This window comes from Proteus sp. STS61-E (genome assembly GCF_040932335.1).
Lineage (GTDB): Bacteria > Pseudomonadota > Gammaproteobacteria > Enterobacterales > Enterobacteriaceae > Proteus > Proteus mirabilis_B.
On record NZ_JBFQGE010000001.1, the window covers coordinates 1,141,835 to 1,167,385 of the forward strand.

General features: G+C 32.7%; 31 protein-coding genes. 15 read left to right on the plus strand and 16 right to left on the minus strand.

The genetic code is table 11. The features are described 5' to 3' along the window. Nucleotides 1–3: 3 nt before the first annotated feature. Both proQ and AB4J89_RS05390 read right to left on the minus strand, forming a co-directional pair. On the minus strand, nt 4–699 hold the full coding sequence (proQ, locus tag AB4J89_RS05385) for an RNA chaperone ProQ (protein WP_088495805.1): 696 nt from the start codon (nt 697–699) through the stop codon (nt 4–6). 95 nt (nt 700–794) lie between these two features. After that, nucleotides 795–1,292: a GAF domain-containing protein gene (locus tag AB4J89_RS05390; RefSeq protein WP_088495806.1), complete on the minus strand. Its 498-nt coding sequence runs from the start codon at nt 1,290–1,292 to the stop codon at nt 795–797. 278 nt (nt 1,293–1,570) lie between these two features. On the opposite strand from AB4J89_RS05390, the gene yebS reads away from it, so the two are divergent. The 3 genes from yebS (at nt 1,571) to AB4J89_RS05405 (ending at nt 5,541) form a co-directional block, all read left to right on the plus strand. Further along, nucleotides 1,571–2,827 (plus strand): membrane integrity lipid transport subunit YebS, encoded by a 1,257-nt coding sequence (gene yebS / locus AB4J89_RS05395; protein ID WP_088495807.1) that lies wholly within the window; start codon nt 1,571–1,573, stop codon nt 2,825–2,827. Next, the gene (locus AB4J89_RS05400) at nt 2,769–5,087 is read left to right on the plus strand and encodes an MlaD family protein (protein WP_368468368.1); all 2,319 of its coding nucleotides are present in this window, start codon (nt 2,769–2,771) and stop codon (nt 5,085–5,087) included. Before yebS ends, AB4J89_RS05400 begins: the two co-directional genes overlap by 59 nt. Before the next feature lie 211 nt (nt 5,088–5,298). After that, the gene (locus AB4J89_RS05405; RefSeq protein ID WP_023582410.1) at nt 5,299–5,541 is read left to right on the plus strand and encodes a DUF1480 family protein; all 243 of its coding nucleotides are present in this window, start codon (nt 5,299–5,301) and stop codon (nt 5,539–5,541) included. Nucleotides 5,542–5,844: 303 nt separating this feature from the next. Here the strand turns inward: AB4J89_RS05405 and AB4J89_RS05410 are convergent, their stop codons facing one another. The 4 genes from AB4J89_RS05410 to ftnA form a co-directional block, all read right to left on the minus strand. After that, nucleotides 5,845–6,189: a YebY family protein gene (locus AB4J89_RS05410; protein ID WP_088495809.1), complete on the minus strand. Its 345-nt coding sequence runs from the start codon at nt 6,187–6,189 to the stop codon at nt 5,845–5,847. 47 nt (nt 6,190–6,236) lie between these two features. Next, the gene (gene copD / locus AB4J89_RS05415; RefSeq protein ID WP_088495810.1) at nt 6,237–7,133 is read right to left on the minus strand and encodes a copper homeostasis membrane protein CopD; all 897 of its coding nucleotides are present in this window, start codon (nt 7,131–7,133) and stop codon (nt 6,237–6,239) included. Beyond that, the gene (gene copC, locus AB4J89_RS05420) at nt 7,133–7,525 is read right to left on the minus strand and encodes a copper homeostasis periplasmic binding protein CopC (protein WP_088495811.1); all 393 of its coding nucleotides are present in this window, start codon (nt 7,523–7,525) and stop codon (nt 7,133–7,135) included. Before copC ends, copD begins: the two co-directional genes overlap by 1 nt. 435 nt (nt 7,526–7,960) lie before the next feature. Next, nucleotides 7,961–8,464 carry a non-heme ferritin gene (gene ftnA / locus AB4J89_RS05425; protein ID WP_075673382.1) on the minus strand — a complete coding sequence of 168 codons (504 nt, stop codon included), beginning with the start codon at nt 8,462–8,464 and terminating at the stop codon, nt 7,961–7,963. 701 nt (nt 8,465–9,165) lie between these two features. Between ftnA and AB4J89_RS05430 the strand changes: the two genes are divergently transcribed. The 5 genes from AB4J89_RS05430 to AB4J89_RS05450 all read left to right on the plus strand — a co-directional run bounded on the left by AB4J89_RS05430 (nt 9,166) and on the right by AB4J89_RS05450 (nt 14,319). After that, the gene (locus AB4J89_RS05430; protein ID WP_072062602.1) at nt 9,166–9,600 is read left to right on the plus strand and encodes a universal stress protein; all 435 of its coding nucleotides are present in this window, start codon (nt 9,166–9,168) and stop codon (nt 9,598–9,600) included. A 309-nt stretch (nt 9,601–9,909) separates the two neighbouring features. Then, nucleotides 9,910–10,290, plus strand: a complete 381-nt coding sequence (locus AB4J89_RS05435) for a DUF2628 domain-containing protein (protein ID WP_194952330.1) — start codon at nt 9,910–9,912, stop codon at nt 10,288–10,290. Between the two features lie 241 nt (nt 10,291–10,531). Continuing rightward, the gene (locus AB4J89_RS05440; RefSeq protein ID WP_311754726.1) at nt 10,532–11,083 is read left to right on the plus strand and encodes a class IV adenylate cyclase; all 552 of its coding nucleotides are present in this window, start codon (nt 10,532–10,534) and stop codon (nt 11,081–11,083) included. A 337-nt stretch (nt 11,084–11,420) separates the two neighbouring features. Continuing rightward, nucleotides 11,421–12,020, plus strand: a complete 600-nt coding sequence (gene nqrE / locus AB4J89_RS05445) for an NADH:ubiquinone reductase (Na(+)-transporting) subunit E (RefSeq protein WP_100158071.1) — start codon at nt 11,421–11,423, stop codon at nt 12,018–12,020. A gap of 700 nt (nt 12,021–12,720) precedes the next feature. Further along, nucleotides 12,721–14,319, plus strand: coding sequence for a methyl-accepting chemotaxis protein (locus AB4J89_RS05450; protein ID WP_368468373.1), 1,599 nt, complete (start codon nt 12,721–12,723; stop codon nt 14,317–14,319). A gap of 73 nt (nt 14,320–14,392) precedes the next feature. On the opposite strand, the gene AB4J89_RS05455 is transcribed toward AB4J89_RS05450, so the two are convergent. Beyond that, nucleotides 14,393–15,130, minus strand: a complete 738-nt coding sequence (locus tag AB4J89_RS05455; protein ID WP_088495815.1) for a phosphatase — start codon at nt 15,128–15,130, stop codon at nt 14,393–14,395. Between the two features lie 243 nt (nt 15,131–15,373). Here AB4J89_RS05455 and AB4J89_RS05460 point away from each other — a divergent pair, with 243 nt between their 5' ends. Next, nucleotides 15,374–15,814, plus strand: coding sequence for a hypothetical protein (locus tag AB4J89_RS05460; RefSeq protein ID WP_194952326.1), 441 nt, complete (start codon nt 15,374–15,376; stop codon nt 15,812–15,814). Nucleotides 15,815–15,887: 73 nt separating this feature from the next. Here the strand turns inward: AB4J89_RS05460 and AB4J89_RS05465 are convergent, their stop codons facing one another. The 4 genes from AB4J89_RS05465 to AB4J89_RS05480 form a co-directional block, all read right to left on the minus strand. Then, nucleotides 15,888–16,751, minus strand: a complete 864-nt coding sequence (locus AB4J89_RS05465) for a triacylglycerol lipase (protein WP_088495817.1) — start codon at nt 16,749–16,751, stop codon at nt 15,888–15,890. 221 nt (nt 16,752–16,972) lie between these two features. Continuing rightward, entirely contained in the window at nt 16,973–17,317 is a 345-nt protein-coding gene (locus tag AB4J89_RS05470; RefSeq protein ID WP_088495818.1) for an antiterminator Q family protein, read from the minus strand. A gap of 289 nt (nt 17,318–17,606) precedes the next feature. Then, nucleotides 17,607–18,383, minus strand: coding sequence for a type I methionyl aminopeptidase (gene map / locus AB4J89_RS05475; RefSeq protein ID WP_311754725.1), 777 nt, complete (start codon nt 18,381–18,383; stop codon nt 17,607–17,609). Nucleotides 18,384–18,395: 12 nt separating this feature from the next. Then, nucleotides 18,396–18,593 carry a ParD-like family protein gene (locus AB4J89_RS05480; protein ID WP_088495820.1) on the minus strand — a complete coding sequence of 66 codons (198 nt, stop codon included), beginning with the start codon at nt 18,591–18,593 and terminating at the stop codon, nt 18,396–18,398. Nucleotides 18,594–18,947: 354 nt separating this feature from the next. Between AB4J89_RS05480 and AB4J89_RS05485 the strand changes: the two genes are divergently transcribed. Together AB4J89_RS05485 and AB4J89_RS05490 are read left to right on the plus strand one after the other, a co-directional pair. Further along, a complete protein-coding gene (locus AB4J89_RS05485; RefSeq protein ID WP_194952322.1) occupies nt 18,948–19,703 on the plus strand; it encodes a hypothetical protein in 756 nt (251 codons plus the stop codon). Between the two features lie 239 nt (nt 19,704–19,942). Beyond that, nucleotides 19,943–20,482 (plus strand): AAA family ATPase, encoded by a 540-nt coding sequence (locus AB4J89_RS05490; RefSeq protein WP_311754724.1) that lies wholly within the window; start codon nt 19,943–19,945, stop codon nt 20,480–20,482. A gap of 52 nt (nt 20,483–20,534) precedes the next feature. Here AB4J89_RS05490 and AB4J89_RS05495 read toward each other — a convergent pair whose 3' ends face one another. Next, complete coding sequence (locus AB4J89_RS05495) at nt 20,535–20,780, minus strand: hypothetical protein (RefSeq protein ID WP_088495823.1); 246 nt, start codon at nt 20,778–20,780, stop codon at nt 20,535–20,537. Nucleotides 20,781–20,823: 43 nt separating this feature from the next. Further along, nucleotides 20,824–21,240, minus strand: a complete 417-nt coding sequence (locus AB4J89_RS05500; RefSeq protein ID WP_368468378.1) for a hypothetical protein — start codon at nt 21,238–21,240, stop codon at nt 20,824–20,826. 30 nt (nt 21,241–21,270) lie between these two features. Between AB4J89_RS05500 and AB4J89_RS05505 the strand changes: the two genes are divergently transcribed. Next, nucleotides 21,271–21,456 (plus strand): hypothetical protein, encoded by a 186-nt coding sequence (locus tag AB4J89_RS05505; RefSeq protein ID WP_088495825.1) that lies wholly within the window; start codon nt 21,271–21,273, stop codon nt 21,454–21,456. A 119-nt stretch (nt 21,457–21,575) separates the two neighbouring features. Here the strand turns inward: AB4J89_RS05505 and AB4J89_RS05510 are convergent, their stop codons facing one another. Both AB4J89_RS05510 and AB4J89_RS05515 read right to left on the minus strand, forming a co-directional pair. Next, nucleotides 21,576–22,109: a dihydrofolate reductase family protein gene (locus AB4J89_RS05510; protein WP_311754722.1), complete on the minus strand. Its 534-nt coding sequence runs from the start codon at nt 22,107–22,109 to the stop codon at nt 21,576–21,578. A 222-nt stretch (nt 22,110–22,331) separates the two neighbouring features. Continuing rightward, nucleotides 22,332–22,613, minus strand: a complete 282-nt coding sequence (locus AB4J89_RS05515; RefSeq protein ID WP_023582428.1) for a DUF5339 domain-containing protein — start codon at nt 22,611–22,613, stop codon at nt 22,332–22,334. 335 nt (nt 22,614–22,948) lie between these two features. On the opposite strand from AB4J89_RS05515, the gene AB4J89_RS05520 reads away from it, so the two are divergent. From AB4J89_RS05520 to AB4J89_RS05530, 3 genes are all read left to right on the plus strand, one after another. Further along, nucleotides 22,949–23,380 carry a hypothetical protein gene (locus tag AB4J89_RS05520; protein WP_088495827.1) on the plus strand — a complete coding sequence of 144 codons (432 nt, stop codon included), beginning with the start codon at nt 22,949–22,951 and terminating at the stop codon, nt 23,378–23,380. 239 nt (nt 23,381–23,619) lie between these two features. Further along, nucleotides 23,620–24,705 (plus strand): YedE family putative selenium transporter, encoded by a 1,086-nt coding sequence (gene yedE, locus AB4J89_RS05525; RefSeq protein ID WP_368468381.1) that lies wholly within the window; start codon nt 23,620–23,622, stop codon nt 24,703–24,705. Then, complete coding sequence (locus tag AB4J89_RS05530) at nt 24,680–24,946, plus strand: putative Se/S carrier-like protein (protein ID WP_088495829.1); 267 nt, start codon at nt 24,680–24,682, stop codon at nt 24,944–24,946. The genes yedE and AB4J89_RS05530 overlap by 26 nt, the downstream gene beginning before the upstream one ends. Nucleotides 24,947–25,155: 209 nt before the next feature. On the opposite strand, the gene AB4J89_RS05535 is transcribed toward AB4J89_RS05530, so the two are convergent. Continuing rightward, nucleotides 25,156–25,377 (minus strand): DUF465 domain-containing protein, encoded by a 222-nt coding sequence (locus AB4J89_RS05535; RefSeq protein WP_075672624.1) that lies wholly within the window; start codon nt 25,375–25,377, stop codon nt 25,156–25,158. Nucleotides 25,378–25,551 lie beyond the last annotated feature (174 nt).

Below are 25,551 nucleotides of genomic sequence, written 5' to 3' on the forward strand. Positions count from 1 at the left end.
GTATCAGAACTTTAAATGTTCCGTGCGTACATTCATTGCCAAACCGTTAGGCAATTGTACACGTACACCCTCTTTCGCTATCTCTAGCACTGTCGCGTCCATCACGCTGCTACCAACGTTAACTTTCAGCGATTGACCAACAGTAAGAACTGAGGTGTCTTTCACTGGAATTAACTTTTCGGTATTTTGGCGTGGTGGTGCTTTACGAGGTGCTTGAGTCGCTTTTTGAGGACGAGGCTGCCGTTTTTCACCATCTTTAGGTGGCTGACGACGCGTATTATTTGGCTTTTTCGCTGCCGGACGTTTGCTGGTCTCCTTATCACCTTCAGCTTCGCGCTTCTTAGCACGTTGTTCTGCTCTCTGAGCTTGAACGCGCGCCTTAGCTTCTGCTAATTGTGTACGAGCATGTTCAATATGCTCAGCTTCCAGTTCGCCGCAGTCATTACCATTCAAATCGACACGTTTTGCCCCTTCTTTAACTCCATAAAGGTAGCGCCAACTTGAGGTATACAAGCGTAATGCCGAACGTAACTGTGTTTTGCTCAGTTGAGTTTCATCTTTTAGATCTTCAACAAGATCTTGAAAAATGCCAACTTTCAAAGGGCGAGCTTCACCCTCAGCGATAAAACACTTAGGGAAACGTTCAGCTAAAAAAGCGATGATTTCTTTACTACTATTCAACTTAGGTTGATTTTCCATGAAATTTCCTGATTACAACGGTTTTGCCAACCAGCGCAGGCATGAACAAGCGACATTATAATAGTGTTGCCAACAATTTCTATGGCAAACGCCTGTTAACTTACACAAAATTCACAATATTTTGCTGTATGACAAGTTTTTAAATGCTCGCAGAGCACGTCACACAACGCTTTAAGCCCATTTTCATCTTTTTTATCAAAACGATCAAAAATAGGACTATCAATATCGAGAACGCCGATAATTTGTCCATTTACTTCTAAAGGTAGAACAATTTCAGACTGACTTGCACTGTCACAAGCAATATGGCCACTAAATTGGTGAACGTCACTTACTCTTAAAATTCTGTTTTCAGAGTATGCAGTTCCGCAAACTCCTTTCCCAAAACCTATTCTGACACAAGCAATTTTGCCTTGAAATGGGCCAAGGACTAATGAATCACCATCATTAAGATAAAACCCAACCCAATTTATCGTATCTAACTTCTCGTAAAGAAGAGCGCTGGTATTAGCAAGTGATGCGATAAGATCATTTTCACCAGACAACAAGGCTGACAAATTATCAGTGAGTTCCTGATAAAAAAGCGATTTTGGCATCATTAAACCCTATTTGCGTAACTAAAATAGATAACATACTCGTAATTTAGCCTATTTTATCTTGAGGTTGAATACTCCATTTTCAAGAATTGGGTAAAAAAACGATAATATTCCCTTAACACCCACAAAAAAAATCAGACACTTAGTATTGTAAAATGAAAGGCATAAATATAATAAAAATGATAACTTGTGAACCATTGAGTATAGGTACTTTTTTTTAGCTTAATCAAACGATAACTCTTAAGAAAACCAACTTAGGCGAATTAACGAGCAACATAGTGAACAATATCGCAACAAAGGAAAAAAAATCAATACGCTGTCAGGAGTGTGATCACCTCGTGACACTCCCTCTCGCATTAAAACGTGGAGAGGATGCTTATTGCCCTCGTTGCCAAGCAAAACTTGCCTCTTATCGATATTGGTCATTAACTCGTCTACTTATTCTCTCTATTACAATGCTTATTTTGGCATCGATAGCATTTACTCAACCACTAATTAAAATTCATCTATTAGGCACAATGATAACGGCGAATGTACTTGACGGGATTCGCATGATGTCGGAGCAAGGCTCTCCTCTTACAGCAACGATGGTAGCCTTTTGTGCTATTGCAGCACCGCTTAGCCTCCCCATCGCTATTTTATATCTCCATTTAGGATCTCGCTTGCGCCTTAATCTTCGCCCGGTCTTATTGATGTTAGGGAAATTAAAAGAATGGGTAATGCTAGATGTCTATTTGATTGGACTTGGTGTTGCAACAATAAAATTAGGCGATTATGCAACTGTCTATATTGGCAATGGCTTAATTGCTTTTATTTCTTTAATGATACTCAGCTTATTAATGCTAATTAACATTAATATGGACCAACTTTGGCAACGCTTTTACCCACAAAAAGAGATAGAAAAAAGCCCTGCAACTTGCCATGCTTGTCATTATCATTTTAAAAAAACACCATCAACACACTGTCCACGTTGTAAATCTTGTTATACCCCAAGACAACCAATGAGTTTACAAAAAACATGGGCGGCATTAATTTCAGCAATAATTTTACTAATACCTGCAAATTTATTGCCTATTTCTATCTTCTATTTAAATGGTCAACGCAGTGAAGACACTATTTTTTCAGGCGTACTTTCCTTAGTGAATTCAGGCAATACACCAATTGCGATTATCGTTTTTATTGCCAGTGTTTTTGTGCCTTTTTTCAAAATTATTATTATGTTGGGCTTATTATTAAGCATTCATTTTAATTCTCGTATTGACCCTCTACTACGAATGAAACTATACCGTTTTGTCTCTTGGATAGGACGATGGTCAATGCTTGATCTCTTTGTGATTGGGCTGATGATGTCATTGATTAATCGAGATCAACTGATGACTTTTACAATGGGACCAGCGGCTTTTTATTTTGGTACTGCGGTTATTCTTACTATCCTTGCCGTTGAATGGTTGGATAGTCGTTTACTATGGGATACTTATGCAACAAGAAGAAAACGACGTTCAGGACACACAAGCCCAAATACGCCGCAAGCGTAAAATTTCGACATTTTGGCTACTCCCTGTTATCGCCATTTTTATTGCTAGTTGGTTGCTTTTCCAACATTGGCAAGATAAAGGCGTACAAATCACGATTGATTTTCAATCCGCATCAGGAATTGTCTCTGGCAGAACACCTATTCGCTATCAAGGCGTTGATGTGGGTCTTGTTAAAGATGTCACTTTAAGCGATGACTTACGTCGAGTTATTGTTACGGCTGATATCCGCAAAGATCTCGCGACCGCATTGCGCAAAAACACACAATTTTGGCTAGTTACACCTAAAGCCAGCCTTTCTGGTGTATCAGGGCTAGATGCTTTAGTGGGTGGTAACTATATCAGCATGTTACCGGGTGACGGCGAAAAGCAGTTTAAATTTGTTGCTCAAGAAGTTCGCCCTCAAGCTAATATCGATAAAAATCAGCAATTAATCACTTTGACGGCAGATAAACTGGGATCGCTCAATGTTGATTCTCAGGTTTATTATCGCCAAGTTCCTGTTGGTAAAGTGTATAGCTATGCGATTCGCCCTGATAATCAGGGTATTTTTATTGAACTTAGTATCGATAAACAGTATGCCCACTTAATACGTCAAGATAGCCATTTCTGGAACGTATCTGGCTTTCAAGGTAATTTCAATTTAAAAAGTGGCGTATCTGTAAAAATGGAAAGCGTTTCTGCTTTAATCAATGGCGCAATTGCTTTTGATTCACCAGAAAATAGCCCTCCAGCACAAGAAAACCAGCAATTTGTTTTGCAATCAGCCACCTCTGTCGATGCGGGCAAAGCAATATATGGTGAAGATGGATTAATTATTTCTCTAACCAGTGAAGAAAGCTGGGGAGTCGATGCGGGGCAACCTATTCTTTTCAGAGGAATTACTATTGGGCAAATCATTCAGCGTAATATGAGTGATGATGGCGTTATCTTTGATGCAATTATTGCCCCTGAATATAAGCATTATATTTATGAAAATAGTAAGTTTGTTGCCAATAGCCGAATCAACGTCAATATGGGTCTAAATGGTATTGAAGTTCAAGGTGCGACACCTCAAGAGTGGCTTGAAGGAGGTATTCACCTTATTCAAGGTACTAAAGGGGCACCTAAAGAACAGTATCGCCTTTACCGTAATGACTTTTTTGCGAAAGCCAGTATTAATGGTAATGAATTACCTGTGACACTGACTTTAAAAGCCTCAAGCCTTCCGGGTATCCAAAAAGGTTCAGTGGTTCTTTATCATCAATTTCAAGTCGGCGAAATTACTGATGTTCGGCCTTTAATGAATGATTTTGATATTGATGTTTATATTTCTAAACAATATCGTCATCTACTCACAGAAAAGAGTGTCTTCTGGACTGAAGGTGCCGCTAAAGTCTCCGTTAATGGCTCAGGATTAACTGTTGAAGCGACGCCATTAAATCGCGCATTAAAAGGCGCAATCAGTTTTGATAACTTCGAAAATATCAATAATAACGTTTCACGTTACAAACTCTATCCATCAGAAACTAGTGCCCGAGCTATAGGTGCACAAATTACGCTAAAAACATACGATGCAAGTAAACTCTCTGAAGGAATGCCTATTCGCTATTTAGGAATTGATATTGGGCAAGTCGAATCATTAATCCTTTCGCCAGATAGAAAAGCGGTAACTGTATCAGCCGTTCTCTACCCTGATTATGTCAAAACCTTTGCAAGATCTGGCAGCCGCTTTGCAGTTGTTACTCCTGAATTAACAGCATCAGGATTAGATAACTTGGATTCACTTATTCAACCTTATATTAAAGCAGAACCCGGCAATGGTGGCGTATATCGCCAATTTGAATTGCAAACATCCAACATTACAGACTCACGCTATCTCGATGGATTAAATCTTGTGTTAAATGCCACGGAGGCAGGTTCAGTACAAATTGGTACGCCAATTTACTATCGTGGTCTTGAGGTCGGTGCAGTGACTGGTCTTGAACTAGGAAACATGTCTGACAGAGTATTAATTCACATCCGTATTAGTAAAAAATACCAATACCTTGTTCGAAATAATACAGAGTTTTGGCTTTCATCAGGATATAACTTCTCGTTTGGTTTAACTGGCGGAGTTATTCGTAGTGGTACATTCAAGCAATTTATACGTGGTGGGATCACTTTTGCAACACCACCTTCCACACCATTACAAGCGAAAGCCAAACAGGAACAGAATTTCATTTTAAATGACAAGGAACCCAAAGATTGGGATGAATGGGGAACAGCAATACCTAAGCCTTAAAAATTAGATAATTCTGCCCTATTTCAGATAATTTATTTAAAGCGGATCACAAAAAATGATCCGTTTTTTTTATTTCAAAAAAATATTTTGGAAATAGGTTCCATTTATACTATGCTTAATTTTGTTTGGTCAAAAAGCATTCTTTAAAATAAATGCCACCAACAAAACACAACGGAACACAACACGACATCGCTTAAACCGGAGCTTTATTATGAAAAAGACAACGTTAAAAATTGCTTGCTATGAAATTGAAGATATTACTTTAAAACACTCTTCCGATAATCAATTAACTTATATTCATATTCCATGTGATTATGACAAAGAGTTTTGCATGCAATTAGATGGATGGGATGAAAACACAAGTATTCCAGCTCAACTGAAAGATAAAAATATTCTGCTTTATCGTCATGCTTATGATAAAGATAACCACCACTGGATCTTAAAAGTGGCGTAACGAGATGCTAAAGCGAAATAAAAAAAGCCAGATAAATCATTTATCTGGCTTAGGGAAATGGCTCATTGCGAGCCGTGCGCTAAAAAGTAATTGCTGATTACTGCATAAACAAAAATCGAGGATTAACTCAGACTTTTCTATCTCACAACCTACTGTTAAATATTAGCTAACAATATGTAAAGATCCAGTAAACAACCTAGTAGCACACCATTTTCTATTCAAAAAACCTTCGCTTATAATTTTTACTATTTAAATCAATGCGATAAAAATAAAAAATTATTAGTTATATTATTAATCACTTGATTAATTGCTCTCACAGAGCGACTTAATCGCATTCTGTATCACTTCTACTGATTTTTTCTTTTCAGGTGTATTCGGATCTGGCAGCAAAATAACATCAATTAACTGTGCTTTTACTTTTCCACTTTCCATCTGTTTCATTGCAATCTCATTAAGTGGATACTGCATCAGTGTTGCTGGATTAATCACAAACCAAGCGCCATCAGCACGACAATTAAGCATCACCTCTTCTCGTGTAAATGGCCAATCGTCACCAAATTGAAGCTTGCTGACCGTTGAAATAGGTGCTGCCGAGAATGCTTGAAAAGAAAACAACATTAACATTCCCGCTAATAAAAAACGTTTCATGTGGATATCTCACTTAAGAAATTAGGTTTTTTCGATTATATAACAATCTATACAGGTGAGTTAATCGCAAAGATGGCGACAGTAAAAATAACCATTGTCCCAAGTAATAGTTCAAGCCAACTATTCACTAGCAACCATTGAAAATTATTTTTCTTACGGATATGAGGTACTAAAACATAACGATTGATTACGGCTAAACCAAGCATTAACACCACTAAGCTAATCTTAAGCCATAACATACTTTGATATTCAGATGATAATTGTACTGCTGGCCATCCCGGGATTAACATAACGGCACTGATAATACCGGTAATAGTAACCAATAAAACAGCAATATGACCAAAAAGCGAAAATCGCTTCATTGTACCAATGATAGGTTTGATCATCCCATCTGCAAGCTCGTCTTTATTACGTAAAAACTGCAAACAAGCGACAAATGGCCATAAACCACCAAACCAATATGCGGCACTAATAAGATGAATACTTTGGTTAACTTTATAAAATATCGCTTCTGATCCTGTAAACATTGCACCATGACCAATAAATGCATGTAAGATCAACATAATTGAAGCAACAATTAATAGAGAGAAGTTACGAATATAACGTTGGTGTATAAATAAAACAGCTAACGCAATGGTTGCCAAAACTAATTGCCATTGCCAAACTTGACCAAACGAAGTACCTAATACCGCTTTCCATATTTCAAATGACCAAGCATCCTCCCATCCATCCCCCATAATACCGGATTGTACAACCATCCATAGATAAGTCGTAATAAAGACAGTGACAGTACTAATGGCTAATGCAGGACGCAAACGAACTTGAATAAGAGGAATGAATTTATCTTTTGCAAGAATGGCAGCCGAGAAGCTCAGTCCGAACATAAACATGACTGCCACGAAATGGAAAAAACGGCATAAAATATAAACGTCTTCAGGTGTCATTATTTTACACTAAATTGATAAGAACCTTTTGTCTTGTGCCCATCAACAGAAACAACGTTCCAATTAACCAAATAGTTGCCTTCTGCTAAATCACTTTCTAAAGGCAATAATAATTTAGTATTGTTAACAGGGTCTAAACTCAATTTTCCTACGGTAATTTCTTTACCATCACTATTAGTGACTTTGATTTTGCTAAAGGCTAATTCAATACCTTCAGAGAAGTCTAGCGTAATAACCTTAGGCGCTTGAGATTGTTCAATAGCAGCACCTTCAGCAGGTAACTGTGATTTTAAGTGTGCGTGTGCTAATGCTTGTTGGTATGACATACCAAGGAATAAAACAGCGATAGCCGATAATTTACCCCAAGATGTCTTAAGTGTATTTAATGACATAATAACCTCTTAAATTACAGGTGATTTTTTTATTTATGGAAATATTTTATAGCAAATTTACGTCAAGATCTTCGCTTCTTGATATTAGAAATAAAAGGTTGTGAACTAGCACTCAAAATATATGTTATTTAGACCAGTTTCTGTTTCAAATATCACCCATTTTTACACTTCGAAAAAATATAATACCCATATTGACAGTCTAAACAGTTCAATACATAACCGAATACAACTAAAAGTAAAATAAACACCCTGTATAAATAACAATCAAAAAGAATTTTTAGGATAAAAAACGAGCAAATAAAAGTGAGGAAGAGATAAAAAATAGGAATAAGAATGGAGGTAATACAGAAGAATAAAAAAACGCCCTGCTATTCATTCACAGCAGAGCGCAATAATTCATTTATTAACTTAAGCAATCTAACGCTTTATTAATAATTAAACATGTGCAGATGTTGATAATGTGTTCAGATCTTTATCTAACAAGAATAAAGCCTTACCACTGTCACCAACCATTGCTAATTTATCTAGGATTGATTTAAATAATTTCTCTTCTTCATGCTGTTCTGCAACATACCATTGTAAGAAATTAAACGTTGAATAATCCTGAGTTGTCATTGCAACATGTGCTAATTTATTAATCTCAGATGTAATATGTTTTTCATGCTCGTAAGTTTTATCGAATAACTCAGATAATGATGAGAACTCAGCTGGTGGAGCTTCAATCGCACCAAGTAAAGGCATAGCACCTGTATCGCTTAAGTAATCAAATAAACGGTGCATATGTTCCATTTCTTCACGTGAGTGAGCTTTTAAAAACTTAGCTGCACCATCGAATCCTTTATCGTCGCACCAAGCACTCATTTGCAAATAAAGATTTGCTGAATAAAACTCTAAATTTAACTGTTCATTCAATTTATTGATCATATCTTGATGTAACATATTTTACGTCCTTTGCGATGAAAATTAACATTATGGATATTATGCACACTTAAAAATAAAAATATAGTTATTTAAATATAGTTTTTGTTTATTTTTTTCAATCAATTAACTGTAATAAAAATAAAAACCAATCTCATTTGTAATATGCCTTTTCTCTATTTTAATGTTAAATAGTACTTATTATCATTAAGAATGAGAATATATTTAATCATTATAATAAAAACAACATAACATATTGAAAAATAACAATATAATATTTAAAGCTTAAATTTTGATTTTAGTTTTTATAATTATTAATTTTTTCTTTAGGGTCCGGAACTTCAGATTAACATTGAATAAAAATTATATTTAATCCATTAAAGAATATTCAAAAACAAGCTTTACCATATATCAATAAATATATAAAAAGTGATATCTATGATGATCATTATTATAAAAAAGTATCCTTTCTATTACTTCTTATCACTTCTCATTTTTTATAACTTCTATTTGATATTGCTACACATTTATTGATTCAGACAGCAGTTTTTTTCACTTTTTTTCATATAAAAAAATACATAACTCTCAAAAAATAAAAATAATTTCAATTTTTGTGCAGTTTTTCATTTTGACTGATAAGATTAGTAGGTAACTCATATTTGTATGCACAAAAAATTAATATTAAAGCCCTAATCATAATAAAAGGTTAATTAGGAGCCACTATGACAAAAACAGTGTTAGTACCCGTTGATTTTACAGAGCTTGGTTTATTGGACAAGGTTGTGTCTCATCTAAAAGCATTGTCTGTCGCTGACAAATTGAATATTCATTTTTTATCAGTCATTCCAAGTTATGAGTCTTTTGTCGGATTTGCATTCGCAGGCCAAGATAGACTAGCAAGTGACAAACAACGTATTGAAATTGCATTATCCACGCTAAAAGAAAATTTATCGCACATTGATATTCCCAATAGTACAACTCAATTTTATGTGTCTATAGGTAATCCTCGCGATAAAATTTTAGAAACCGCAAAAAAAATTCAAGCAGAACTGATTGTCATTGGTTCTCGTAATCCTGGTATGAAAACTTATCTTCTAGGTTCTACTGCATCTTCCGTGGTCAGTTACGCAGAATCATCTGTATTAGTCGTGCGTTAATCACCTGCCTCCATAAGAAATCTGGTATTCGTCATAAACCAGATTTCTTATTCTTTTCACCATAAAATTCATTCAAAATAATATTTTATTTTATCGCCCTTATTTTTAAGAGTAGTAATTAAAAATATATTCTGAAGCAATAAGATAATTATTAAAAAATGATTAAAACCATATTTACTTTAATGCTTTTTATATAATCTTCTATATTAACCCTCCCTTAATAAATTTATATTGTTCATAATGTTAAATTATGTAAAGATGCTTTTCCTATTAAGACTAAATTTAATCAACAAGGTAAAAGGAATTAAAATGAATAAAGAAATTTCCGAAAAATGGCAAGAGCGTTTTTCATTTTTTGATCAATATGGCTCACCTAAAACACCAGAATATAAAGCTGCTTATAAAGCACTTTCCTTTGGTAAGCGTATTCTTATCGGAATGAATATCTGGGCATTTTTCTTTGGTTTTATTTACTTTCTTATTTTAGGGTTATGGCGCAAGGCATTAACATTATTTGCTATTAACATTGCTATTTTTACTATTATTGGCTTTTTACCTGTAAATAACGGTGTTATCAATGCTGTTGGTATCGCAATTAACGTTTTATGGGCTATAACAGCCAATTATGCGTATTACTTGAAAGAAACCAAAAATGATCAAAGCTGGAACCCGTTTGAAGGTGTTCTGTAAAAATAAAAGGGGCAATGCCCCTTTTATTTTCTCTTATTCCTTCTTTTATTAATAACACTATATCCCCCTCTCCTTATTTCATAGTCATTCTATCCATTACTCTATTTAAATATTTCTATCTAATCCTTCATCATCATTTTTTAAAATAGAAAATAATGAAATAACACTAAACGTTCGTTTTTACCTCAGAAGGATACTTTGCTAATGCTATAATGCATTAACGCTAAATTAGGGAAAACGTATGTCTGATCACTTTCAAGGTAAATTTGAAGCCGAACTGAAATATCACCTTCAAAATCCACAAGAATTTATTAACGAACTAAAAAAATCAGGTGCCACATTATTTACGCCAGAGAATCAAGAAACAGATTGGTACATGGAGCATAATAATACTAAATTTTCAGCTCCTACTATCAGTTTATGTGTAAGAAGAATGCTCCCCGCAGGAATAAACCTTCTTATCGTTAAAGGCCCTGATTTATCACAATGTGAAGCTGTTCGTATTGAAGATGCAGAAAAAACAGTCTCTATGTTTACCACACTTGGCTACCACTGTATTCTCAATTACACAAAATCAAGAGAAATCTATTTTCTAGATGAGTTTCATATCACTATCGATAAATTAGATAAACTAGGCTCATTTGCTGAATTTGCTATCATGACGGACGACCAAAGCAAACTCTCGCTCTACGCTGACCAATTAAAGTACTTAGCCGCAAAATTTGGCTTTACAGAAAAAGATCTTGAGAAAAATAATTATAAAACACTAATGTTAAATAACCTCAAGTCATAAACAATTTTACCCAGTAGATATCTTCATAGAAATTATCAAAATTATCTAATCGGAGCACCAATATTCTATCAATAGATATTGGTGCTTTGTTATTTCTAGCATTGTTTTACCTTATCCACTAAAAAGTAAAAAAATAACGAGTTGCATAGAAAATTTATTTGAATGCCATATTTATTATATTTATCTGAGAATTTTATTTTCCTTATCTCAAATGAAGCACTTTCTTAGTCAAAAAATGTCATTTAGATCTAATTTTAAAGATATTTTTGTAATACCACTTATATTAATGCACTGTTTTTACTAGAATTAGTAAAAAAACATATTAATAGGAGGGGTTATGCTTGAAAATTACCTTAATATCTTTATTAAGGCAACTTTTGTTGAGAATATGGCATTAAGTTTCTTTTTAGGAATGTGTACTTTTCTTGCTGTCTCTAAAGAAGTAAAAACCTCATTAAAACTAGGTCTTACTGTTACTGCCTTACTTATTATTGCTACGCCTATCAATAATTTAATCTATCATTTCATTCTAAAGAAAGACGCGATAGTCGAAGGTATTGATCTTAGCTTTCTTAGATATATCACTTTTATTGGCGTTTTAGCCGCATTAGTTCAAATTTTAGAAATGTTTTTAGATAAATTTATCCCTTCACTTTATCATTCATTAGGGATCTTTTTGCCTTTATTGACTATTCATTGCGCTATCTTTGGTGCCACCATTTTTATGGTTGAACGTGACTACACATTTACTGAATCAGTGATATATGGTGCTGGGTGTGGCATAGGTTGGCTACTTGCGATTATCGCGCTCTCTGGTTTACGTGAAAAAATGAAATATTCAGATATCCCCAAAGGATTGAGAGGGCTAGGGATCACATTCATCACGGTAGGATTAATGTCTCTTGGTTTTATGTCATTCTCAGGAATTTCGCTTTAAAAGCTTATTTTTATTCTTAACCTTATGTGAGATTTTCACACATCATTAGGATCATCATTGATGTAAGCTTTATTTATAAACGGGAGGGTAATATACCTTCCGTTTATAGTGATTTCGTCTGTTTTCTTACTTTTTCTCTTCTGTGATCTTTTTATTCCCCTCCCTTTTTAACGTTAGATTCTCTTATTTATTCTTTTAAACTAACAAAAAATAATTTAATTTATTGCTGTTTTAATCATTATTACCTTTTTATTTTATAAATAGAAACACTTACACTATTTAAATCTAATTGTTTAAAAATAAGCTAATCAGTCACATAAAACTAATAATAAATCAACAAGTTAAAACTTATTTATTGAGATGATATCTTTTATCTCATTTTTATTATTTATCGTTAACTTTTAATATTTAAGATAAATTAATTGAAAATCAAAGCGTTACAAGACCAAGAAATACATTTAATAAATTTATTAATTAGAGTAATAAATAAGCATAAAGAATATTTATAAAATGCCGATACTATTTTTTAGTATTTGAAAAAATCAAAAGGATATATGGCATTAAATCAAAGAGTGACCTAAAAAAATATTTTTATTTTTTTCTTAATTCTTTGTCTATACCAATTACAGGAAGTAAAAATAAAACTTAAAAATCAATAAATTACACAGTTATGTTTTTATGAAAAAGGAAATAACATTACATGTTTAAGAACTTCAAACAACGTTATTTGCCAAACGTCTCTTTGACTATGTCGAGTTTAAAAACAACCACTTTAGTTTGGCTTATTACAGGCTCTTTAATCTTACTTCTTGGTCTAGCTTGTGTTTTATTCCTCTCTTCAGTCAATGATTACAAGAGAAACTTAAACACACTAAACAATATCTATCATGAACAATCGCTATTAAATAATACTTGGGAAAATCTCTTACAAACACGTAATACTCTAAATAGAGCCAGTTCTCGCCACTTATTAATTATTAATAAAATGGCTACCGCAAATACAGATATCTCTTCATTATTACAACAAGCTAAAGAAAAACTTCAACTCGTTGAAAACGGGTGGAAAAGTTTCAATAGTTTTCCCCATAATGTTGAAAATCAAACCTATATACAACAATTAGAGCAGAAATATACTGAGCTTAATGCAGCATTAATTGAATTCTTAGCCTTTCTAGAACAAGGCAAAACATACGAATACTTAAATCAACCAACACAAACCTATCAAGACAATTTTGAGCAAGCCTATACCAACTATCATCAACAGCTAGAAAATTACTACACGGCTTCATTGGGCGAAGGTGAGTTACTGTACGATAAAATTATTTATAGCTTAATCGTCATTTCAATTTTGATTGTTATTTTCTCCTTCTTAGTTCAAGTCGTACTGCGAAAAAACTTTATTTCACCGTTAAATGCGATAATGAAAAATATCGAGGATATTAGTAATGGAGAATTGGCGACCGATGTCACCACAAAAGGCCTATTTGAAATAAATATTCTCACTGCAAATATTCAAAAGATGCGAGACCAGATAAAACGGATCGTCAATAACATCAATCACAGTTCCGGTCTTATTAATTCCGAACTAAGTGATATTGCTGTTATGAACAATAATCTTGCCATTCGTGTTGAACAACAATCAGCAGCTGTACTCGAAACTTCAGCAGGAATACGACAATTAAGTGTGACATCAAAACAACATGCAGAAAATACACAAACATCATGTGAGCTAGTAACAAAAACAGATACGATGATCCATCAAAGTAATGAAATGCTCGCTAACGTTGTTGAAAATATGCATGAAGTTGTCACGTTCTCTGAACAAATTAACGATATTACCTCTACGATTGACAATATCGCTTTCCAAACAAACCTGTTGGCTTTAAATGCTGCCGTAGAAGCGGCAAGAGTGGGTGAACACGGAAAAGGCTTTGCTGTTGTTGCTAAAGAAGTAAGAGAATTATCCATTAGCTGTAACTTAGCATCAAAAGAGATAAAAATACTTGTCGCTAATTCAAGTAAAAAAATAAATCAGTGTTTTCAGCTTGCTGCTGACGCAAACGATAATATGGTAGATATTTCTAAACATACTGAAAATATTAATGAAATGATCCACGATATTTCTATTTCTACAAATGAACAAAGTAATGGTATTGCCCAAATTGAAGATGCAATAAATCAATTAGATCAAACAACACAAGCTAACTCAACAATGACACGGGAATTAGTCAGTTCATTGGATTCTTTGCAAACACAATCTGACAGATTAAAACAAGAATTAACTGTTTTTCATCAGTAAGTATTAAGTTTACCCACAGCATAAAAGCTATCTTATTTTAGGATAGCTTTCTTATTGCTGATTTAGACCAATATTAAAAATGGCTAAATTCAGGGATCTCTTTTTTACCGTGTGATTTTAAAAAATCTAACACCCTTCTTGGGGTTACATTCAGTATACGCTCATGCGGAAAGTCTATTTGGGCTAATACTTCTAATACTCGATCAAAATTTCCTAGTGAAGAAGCTATGTGTGAGTCAGAACCCAATGCAATTAACCCTCCTGCATCACGCACTGCTTTCGCTATTTCTATGCAGTTTTTCTCACTTCCAACTCGAGAATGAATAAATGATGAGTTATTCATTTCTAAAGCAACATTGTAAGTGGCGGCTGCTTTTGCAACCTCAGCAATATCAATGGGATATTTAGGATTACCTGGATGTGTGATCATTTGAATACAGCCACTTGCTATTGTTGCAATTAACGCTTTTGTATTATCAACAAGGCCTAATGAACTCATTACAGGATCATGAAAACCAGCAAGCACAATATCTAATTTCTTGCTCATTTTCTCACTGCAATCTGTTTCACCTTTAATATTTTTAATATTCGCTTCTATACCATAAAGAATACCAACACCATCAATAATACGAGGGATCACCGGTAAATTAGAAAAATGCCATTCATGAGGTGCATCATCCATATCTGGGCCATGGTCAGTAATTGCAAATAATTGAATTCCCTGCTTTTTAGCTTGTTGGAAATATTCACTAACTGTACTGTAAGCATGTGTACTAGCAATAGTATGAGCATGTAAATCAACGGGATACATAAACAACTCCTTTCTAAAAATACCTAACAACTAACAAGCGATATACTATCTACTTCACTTTTTCTCACATTAGCAAGAAATGAAGATAATTTTTGATAAATATGCTTTAATCTTTAACATACTATTTAATATCAAATAGATAAATAAAGTTTCACTTTAGTACTATACACAAGAATTTTGAAAACACATTATATTGTGTAATTTCATTTTAAATATGGTTTTCAACTTTATAAAAGGTTATTTATGTTCAGCTATCCAGCAGTCGCTCATTTTGATGAAGAAAGTGAAACTTACGAAATCACCTACCGTGATTTTGATAATATACACGCTGTTGCTTATACAGAAGACGATATTGAACTAGAAGCCTCTGATATTTTGCATGTAGGTCTTGAGGAGTTTGTTGCGAGTAAATTGCCTATTCCGACGCCATCCAAAGCACAAGTTGGTGATTTTATTGTCTACTTACCTCTTATTAGCTGTTTAAAAATTGCGTTACATAATGCGATGTTAGAAACAAAGACAAAAAAATCCGATCTTGCAAGAAAGATGAATTTAACAAGTTCACAAATAGAGCGCTTACTCGAAATTAATCAAACTTCAAAAGTGGATAGTCTAGAGCAAGCTCTCTATTTATTAGGCTATTCTATTTCTATCAGTGTTAATAAAGATATTAACCAGCAATAATTAAAACAAAAATGGCTCTAAATTAATTAGAGCCATTCATTCTAGATTATTTCACAACAAGTATGCAGACTAATTACAGCTTTTTACTTGCTAAGAAATTCGCATGGTTGGTATAAATAGCTACAATATCTTCACCACGCCCTACTAGACCTGCAACCTGGTTTACCATGTCCAGATGATCTTCAGCATAATCATCTTTAATTAGTTTACCTAATCGCATACTTGTACGACCCACCAAACCGTCATTTTCACGTTCAGTAAAGAATGCACTTAATACACGCATTGCAGCATGAGTAGGGTCCAATAAATTACCTTTTTCGCCGGCAATCAGACCTTGGATATAACTACCAAATGAATAGTAATGAACACCATTTACGACTTCTTTACCTTCACCACCACGAATGGCTGGCAGCCCTTGTGGATACTTTTTATTAAATTCCATCACATTTTCAGTTGTTAATGCTTCTAATGCAGCAATAGCATCTTGTGGATTACCACGATTACCTGAAAATGTAGAAATAATAGTACCAATAGCTTTCATAACTGCATCAGCAATATATTCAGGCACACTATCTTTGCGCATAATACGTCGCACTAGATCCGCAATCTCTGATCCGTGGTTTACACCATTAACAGAGGTAACAGAAGCGATGTTTTTAGCATGTTTTGCAGCAACATAACGACAAGCTAATGGACCTTGGCTATGACCGATTAAATTTACTTTTTTTGCTTTGGTTTCTTTGAGAACTTTTTGCACAAATTCCCAAAGTTGTTCTCCACGAACTTCGTTAGAGTTAAATGCAGAAAGAGATGCGGTGAAAACTTTATGACCATCTTTTTCTAATGCGTCAGCGATACCATAAAAATAAGGATAACCGACGATATCATCAAAACCAGATAAACCATGAACTAAAACAATTGGATATGTAGTTGACATATTTTCCACTCCTTGGATTTAAATTAATTTACTAAACATCCTATTAGCAATACTTAAAGCAATAGATGGAATACAATATTTAAAATACAATCTTTGAAGTGCAAAAATTATAGTAAACATCGCATTTTGACACCTTATTTGTTCTAAGTATTATTAGCATAATCTCTATTTTACGATCGTAAAGCATTATTTTAATCCGTTTTAATTTTTTATTGATAGCCTTAATTAAGCACAGAGAAAACCAGCATACCTTCAATCATACCTTCTGCTTTTTTCAGTTTTTTTCCAATATACGTATCCGAACATTGATCATATTTTGCAAGCTGAATAAATGTTTTACCAAAAACATAATAATTAATAAGTAACTGATAATCTTCTTTATTGTGCATCATCAATCTTTTCATTAAATCATTGATAATATTTGCATTATGATGAGTGCATTTTCTTCTCAGTTTTATACGCTCTGGAATAACTTCTTTTTTATTGTGATTCAATAAATTAATAGCATCTTGATCATTGGCAATCCATGATCCCCACGCTTCTAAAGTTCTTGAAATATTTTCCATATTAACATCCTTATTTTTTTATAGGGTAATAATCGCATCCTGCAATCATTTAATGATGACTCGTTAAATACTTAATGAATATCAATATTAATATAGTGTTTAAAGTATAATTTACAACTCAGATTTATAAAACTATTGAGCTTAGGACTTAATTTATTGATATAAATAAAAATAAAAATAAAAATAAAAATAAAGGATATTAAGTAGCCACTTTAATTAAAAATTCAATTTTTTTAGATTATAAAAAACATTTTTTCTTAAAATGGCTATAAATATAAGACAGTAGCAATTATGGTAATATTTCTTCCGGACGTAAAGTGAGTACTTCATACCCTGTTGCTGTGACTAAAATAGTATGCTCTGATTGAGCAGATAACTTTTTATCTCTTGTCACAACAGTCCAACCATCTTTTTTGGTTTTTATTTTAGCGCCACCTTGATTTATCATTGGTTCAATCGTAAAAGTCATACCTTCTTTTAATTCAACGCCTTGCCCTCTAATACCATAATGTAGTACTTGTGGCGCCTCATGCATTTCTCTTCCTATTCCATGCCCACAGTATTCTCTCACTACGCTATATCCATGACTTTGTGCAAAGCTTTGAATAGCATGACCAATATCACCTAATGTCGCGCCTGGTTTTACTTCTTTAATACCTTCCCACATTGCTTGATACGTTGTTTTTGCTAATTTTCGTGCAATAGGAGACGCCTCTGGCATAATATACATTTTACTAGAGTCAGCAATAAATCCATTTTTTTCTAGTGTAATATCAACATTAATAATATCTTTACTTTTTAAGCGCTCATCTGATTTTGGTACACCATGGCAAACAACTTCATTAATAGATGTATTTAACACATATTCATAGCCATATTGGCCTTTACTTGCTGGCCTAGATTGAAGTTCATTGACAATAAAATCATCAACCTTATCGTTAATTTCCAGTGTAGAAACACCGGGTACAATAAAATCATCAAGCATTGTAAAAACTTTTGCTAATAAACGCCCTGATTCACGCATTAATTCAATTTCATCAGCTGTCTTAATCGTTATTTTATCCATTCTTCTTTCCTCTTATTCTACTTCTTGCTTGATGGCTTCTTTTTCCAGCATTTCATTAATAATCATTGGAAACGTTTTTTCTGGGTTTAATTCTGCTTGAATGCCAATTTTTATCCAAAATTCTGCTTGAGCATTGACAGAGCGTGACATCACATTGCTTGCTTTTCGCAAGTACTCATGTAATTCATCAGAAATTTTTACAATACCCACGACAATCCTTATATACAAATCATAATAAAACATATACGTTCTATAATAGAATCAAATTCTTCTTCTTTCAATTGCTATTCAATACTGCCATTGGCATAAAATGCTTAAATAAGGAAATAAGAGGAAAAATAGTACTCAAAATAAAGAGATCCTATTTTTGCTTTTCATACACTTCATTTCGCTCATCTATAAATTCATAATATTTGACTTCAAACTATCCTAAATTTTGACTATTTACCTTTAAATATTACTACCCTAAGAATTAGCTGAGAGACAAATTAAAACGTAAACACTAATTTAATATTAATAAAATTTAGAAACGAATTTCGTATAAATACTAAGGAAAGCAAAAATATGAATTTATTCAAAACCATCGCATCATTTTCATTACTGAGTAGTATTTTAATACTAACCTCAGGCTGTACAACAATTGAGAGAAACTATCCCACTAGCCTAAGTGTTGCTAATGAGCAAACTGAAAATAGAGCTCTTTCAACAAAATGGGGAGAAAGTTTACCTTCTGTTACTGAAAGTGTTGAAGCATATCGATTATCAGAAACGCCTTCACAGGTAACATCTATATTTTATCAAAGTGGTGTTCCATCCAACTCTTACTCAAAAATTACACGGGTTAGCAAAAGTCCATTACAGATATCAGTTTTAACTGAAAACAGAAATATAATGCCATTATACTTTACGCAAAATGATCAATATTTATTGTATGGAAAGCAGAATGAGCGATATATTATTTTCTTACATAACACTAGCCATAAAATAATATACGAAGCTGTTATTACTGTTGATGGCTTAGATGTTATCAGTGGAACTGCTGGCTCTTATCAAAATAGAGGTTATTTATTAAGACCTGGAGATACTTTATTTGTTGAAGGTTTTAGAAAAAATCAGCAACAAGTTGCCGCTTTTCGCTTTGGCGCACCTGAAGAAGGATATGTAAATTATAATGCTCAAGGTGACAAAAGAAATACAGGTGTAATTGGTGTTGCACTTTTTGAATCAAAAGAAGGCGCACAAGAAACAATCAAAAAATGTAGTTATTTACCTAAAGCTTTCCCAAGCAGTACCTATGCACCAGAACCTTGTATCCCGTAATATTTAGCCATTAAGTTTCCTCTTCTAAAAATAGCGTAATTTATTACGCTATTTTCTTGATCTTTCATAAAATAAAAGCAGTTAAGATTTATATTAACATTTAATGCTAATGCACTTTTTCAAGTTCTATTTTTTAGGTATATTTAATCTCTAATAATTCTCGTGTTAACTCTCCCCTACCTACATATCATCTTTATTCTCTTTTTCTTCATTAATTATATAAAATCATAGGAATAATCATGCCTGAAAAAGCACATCGTATTATATTAACTGGGGGCCCCGGCTCTGGGAAAACCACACTAATAAACGAACTTAAAAATAGAGGCTATCCCTGCTCTTTAGAAGCAGGAAGAGCCATTATTCAAGACCAGAGTATTATTGAAGGAAATGCATTACCGTGGGTAGATCCTAGCGCTTTCGCACAAGCAATGCTAATTTGGGAATTACGCTCATGGCATGAAGCAAGCAATAATAAAATGCCCTATTTCTATGATAGAGGTATCCCTGATATTGCTGGATATTTACTCCTATGTGGTTTAGCTATTCCCAAACACCTCGATAAAGCAATTACTTTATTTCATTATTCAACGAACGTGTTTATTGCGCCACCTTGGGCTGAAATCTATGCTCAAGATCAAGAAAGAAAACAAACAGAAAAAGAAGCTAAAGAAACCTATTTAGCTATGATGGCTGTTTATAAAAAATATAATTATAATTTAATAGAGTTGCCTAAAATAGAAATAACTAATAGAGCTAATTTTATTATTAATAAAATCTAAAAAATTATTATCAGCCAGTAGTCATTACTGGCATAGATAATAGTATTAATTTTTAATAAGAAGCCATAATCTGTAAATCAGGTTTTTCCCCTCGCATAATAGCTCGCTGTTGTTCATGAACAGCTTCATTAATTGCTTTTTGCTCTCCTGGTGTTCGAGTATTCTTACCACAAACTAATGTTGAACACACTGGACTGCCTATTCTATGACTTCCTGAATTACCCGTACTAAAAGTAACGTTATCAGTACTACAACCAAGTAATAGAAAAGATAATAATAAAGTGCTTGCTATGCGCATAATTTTTCCATAAAAAATTAAATTTTAAATTGCTATTGAAGTATTAGTAGGCATCAAAAGTATAATGTGGTTTTTGTTTCCATTTGAATTCAACTGTTTGCTTTTTTTCATTCCAGATAGTCTCAGGAACTGGCATGGTAAAGCTTATTTTTTGAATAGGTTTTAATGTTGAATTATTATTGTTTAAATATTGATTGTTTAAATACTGATTGTTTATTGATGGTTTCTTTTCATTTAAACCAACTTTAAAAACTTGTCCAAGCCTTTGTTTTTCTTCTTGCACTTCCATTTCAAAGCGAGATTGCTTTCCCAACATAAAAACTAAGTTATTATTTACCTCGTGACTATCGGGAATGAGATTATCAGCATGTGTCTCAATTAATTTAACTTGAGTTGTTTTATTAGTGGTACACCCAGAAGTTATAAATACAGAAAGTAATAAAAATAAAAAGTAATACATAAATTAAATATCAATAAGAAATAGGAGGAAATGATTATTCCACAAAATCGATTCATCAACAAAATAATTTTAACCATTAATATAAAAATAGAAAAATCAGCTCATAAAATGATGATATTGAATGATTTTAGCTATAATTTAGTTAAAAACATAGAGAAAACAAAAGACTTAACCAAAATAAAAGGAATTAGAAAAAACACTCATATTCACGAATAATATAAATAAACGAAAATAATACCTAATGTAAATACATAGTAACCAACCATATTAAATTATTTTCATATAGAAATAAAAAAAGCACCAATAAGATGCCCGTCGAATAAAATAAATAAGTTTTAATTAATTTTTTTATAATGTGATTTAACAAAAGAATCTAAATATATTTCTGTTTTATGATGAGTAAACTCTATTCTTTTATCATTTGGTATAAATAACGGTATGCCCTCACCTAATAGAATAGGTATTCTAGTTATTATGAGTTCATCAATAAAACCTTCATTAATAAATCCTTGTACTGTTTTTCCACCATCAATATATACTCTATTATAGCCATTGATTTTAAGTTTTTTTATTATCTCAGTGACATTTCCTGATAAAATACTTACATTATCCGGCAATGAAACTGGTAATTCTTTAATCGTATTACTTAGTATAAAAACTGGTTGCTCATAAGGCCATTCAATATCAAACCCCATTATTGTTTCAAAGGTTGTCCTTCCCATAACAATCGCATCAATACCACTAAGAAAGTCTGCAAAACCAAAGTCTAAATTTTCAGGATTTTCAATACTGGTAAGCCAATCAATATTACCTTGTTTATCAGCAATATAACCATCTAAACTTGTTGCGATATAGACTACAATATTCATTATTAATACTCTTTCTTAGAAAAAGAATTTTAAATTAACATCAAACAAATAAAAATTAAAGTAAGAAAAATAAATAAAAGTAGAAAGAAAATAAAAATTAACCAAGTCTTAATTTTGAATTAGAAAATAATATAATATAGGAAACATTTTTATTTTTCACTCAAGAAAAAAGCCTTAAAACCATTAAAGTTATAAGGCTTTTTTATAGCAACAGAATAAAGTTTATTGACCTGCTGACATTTTTTTCATTTGCTCTAAAGAATCTAAAGCTTGTTTACAAGTACTTTCTTGAACATCTTTAGGCAATGCTGCAAATTGTTCTTTAGCTTGAGCATATTGCGCTTTCATCGCTTCTGCTTGAGCTTTAGTTGCATCGTTTTTTGCCATTAACTCAACATAAGAGTCAGTTTCTTTAAAATAATCTTCACATGCTTTAGATAAATCAGCAGAAACAGCGATAGAAGAAATTGATAATAGACCCAATGCTAGAATAAGCTTTTTCATAAATATCCTTTAAGTATTTTTAACAGTTAGAAAGTAACTTCCATTATTTTTCTTAAGTCAGCATTATCTCAAATAAAAACAAAAGAGGGATAAGTATTATCTTAATTAAAAAATAAAATATCATCTAATAATGATTAAAATAAAGATAAAATCAAAATATGATAATTGAAATTAGCCTGCTATTTTCAGAATTATTTAACATATTGATTTATTATTCTTAAATTAATATATTATTCTTACCTACTAGTATTTGATTTTTATAGCAACAATACTATTTATATATCGATAATATACGCTATAATCAAATATCCTTTATTGATTAATATAGGTAGAAAATGGCAATTGATAGAATCGACTGGCACGCTTATGGTGATTTTCCTGATGACCTACCACCTGAAAATGGGGGTATACATATAGGATTCTATTTGACTTGGATTATTGAAAACAATTTAGAAAGTGAAGATCTACAAGAAGATGCAATTGATGAGTTAGAAATGATACGTAAAAGAGAAATGGATGGTCTTGCATTTCTTATCCAAGTTTGCGACGAAAAATTTATTAGCGATGACTTGGGCGATGAAGGATACGCTTTCACACAACATTATTACGAATCAGAAAATAATAACTATTTCGAAGATTTCGAGCGTGTTTTGGCTCAGGGGCTCTCATCTTCATATTACGTTGAAAACTCATGGGATAATTATGACAAAATTGCACCAGTAATTACAAATGCATATAAAAAATGGAAAAAAGAGATAAATAATTAAATTAACCGACTTATAAAAGTCAACTTCCATCCTTCATTATTAGCAATAAGTTATTTAAATAATAATTAACTTATTGCCAATTAAATTAACACTCTTAAATTGTAAAAATTAATATTATTTATTTTATTAATTTTGACGTGATCTATATAAAAGAATCATACGTTATTCTTATATATAGTTGCCCCGTACTTAATAGGTTCTATTAGTCAGGGGGACTCCCCCATCAACGGAGGCATTTAATGTCTATAAAATGGGTTTTAATTCTATCTGGATTTGTTATTGGTGCTATCGCGTTACTTCTCGGCATTAACGGAAACCCACCTAATATGGGTGTGTGTGTAGCTTGTTTTATTCGCGATAGCGCAGGAGGTATGGGCTTACATCACACCGAAACAGTTCAATATCTTCGCCCTGAAATATTCGGTTTTATTCTTGGCTCTTTTGTTGCAGCTCTTATCTTCAAAGAATTTCAATCAAAAGCAGGCTCTGCACCTATTATTCGTTTTACACTAGGTTTTCTAATGATGGCTGGCTGTTTAGTGTTTTTAGGGTGTCCATTAAGAATGGTGCTTCGTATCGGTGCCGGTGATTTAAATGCTGTAATAGGATTAGTTGGATTAATAATAGGGATCGGCATAGGTAGCTTATTTGTTAAAAAAGGATTTTCTCTCCCAAGAAATTATCGCCAATCCCCTATAGAAGGTTTTATTCTACCTATTATATGTATATTCCTATTTGCTTTATTCTTATGGAACAGTGATATATTCAACGCCAGTGTAAAAGGTCCTGGAGCAAGTCATGCGCCAGTGTGGATGTCTATTATCGCAGGACTTATTATTGGTTTTATTATTCAGCGCACAAGATTCTGCTTTATTGGAATGGCAAAGCATGTATTTTTATCGCGTAACTATAATATGGCGTTTGGTGTAATCGCATTAACACTTGTTGTTTTTTTAGGTAATCTTTATTTAGGCAAGTTTAACCTTGGTTTTGTAAATCAACCTATAGCCCACAGCGATGGACTATGGAATTTTCTCTCTATGGTACTTGTAGGCTTATGTGGTGTTCTCATTACGGGTTGCCCATTACGACAACTAGCTAATGCTGGCCAAGGTAACTCAGACGCTGCTGTAAGCGTCATGGGTATGTTAGTAGGAGCCGCTTTTGCTCATAACTTCTCTTATGCCTCAAGTCCTGCTGGTGTTACGGATAATGGTAAACTAGTTGTTGTTATTGGTTTATTGTTTGCTGTCATTGTTGCTGCTATTTATACCTATGCTGTAAATAAAGCAAAAGATAATGGAATTAGCAAAAATGATGCATAACTACTTATTTCTTTTTCATGAACAATATGCTGTAAAAAAACTTCAGCAACAACTCCAACAAGATAATTTGTCCTCAAAAATTATTGATGCACCACGAAAAATATCATCAGAATGTGAGTTAGCTGTGTCTACTTATTTTTCTGACGAAAATATTTATAAACATTATATTAATGATAATGTTAGAGCTGTTTATAAAATAAACTCACATCATTTTGATGTGCTTTGGAAAGACGAGTTTTGACATAATACATAACTAAATTATCATTATTATTTTTAGAACCTAGACAGTTAAAAGGCTACAATGTAGCCTTTTTTATAAATAAAACCATTTGGTTTATATAATTTTTTATTCAAAAAATAAACTGTTTTTCTAAAAACGAAAAACCATCCCTTTTTAGTTGGATGGTTTCTGCATCTTTATGTATTTATAGAGTAATTATTTTTTATTACTCACTCTTCTTCCGGTGGATTTTTGAGGATTTGATGAATTTCCTCTTTCAGTTTTAATTTTTGTTTTTTTAGCTCAACAACTTCTTCACCATATCCTCTTCTATCTTTATGCTCTAATCTAACAATTTTATGGTCAAGTTCGTTATGTTGTTCAAAAAGAGCACGAAAATGAGGATCAGTTTGGCGAAGTTTTGAAATTAAATCACGATATTCTGGAAACATAAATAGCTACCTTCCTTATTAATTGTGAGTTAAATGCTCTTATGATATTTACCCAAACCGACCTGCCTGTCATTGTCTTTATGTTAAAAACAAGACCAATATCAATTAATATTTTTAATTTTTAAAATAACTTAACATTTTTATATTAGTGTACTCTTAACATAGTTATAAATT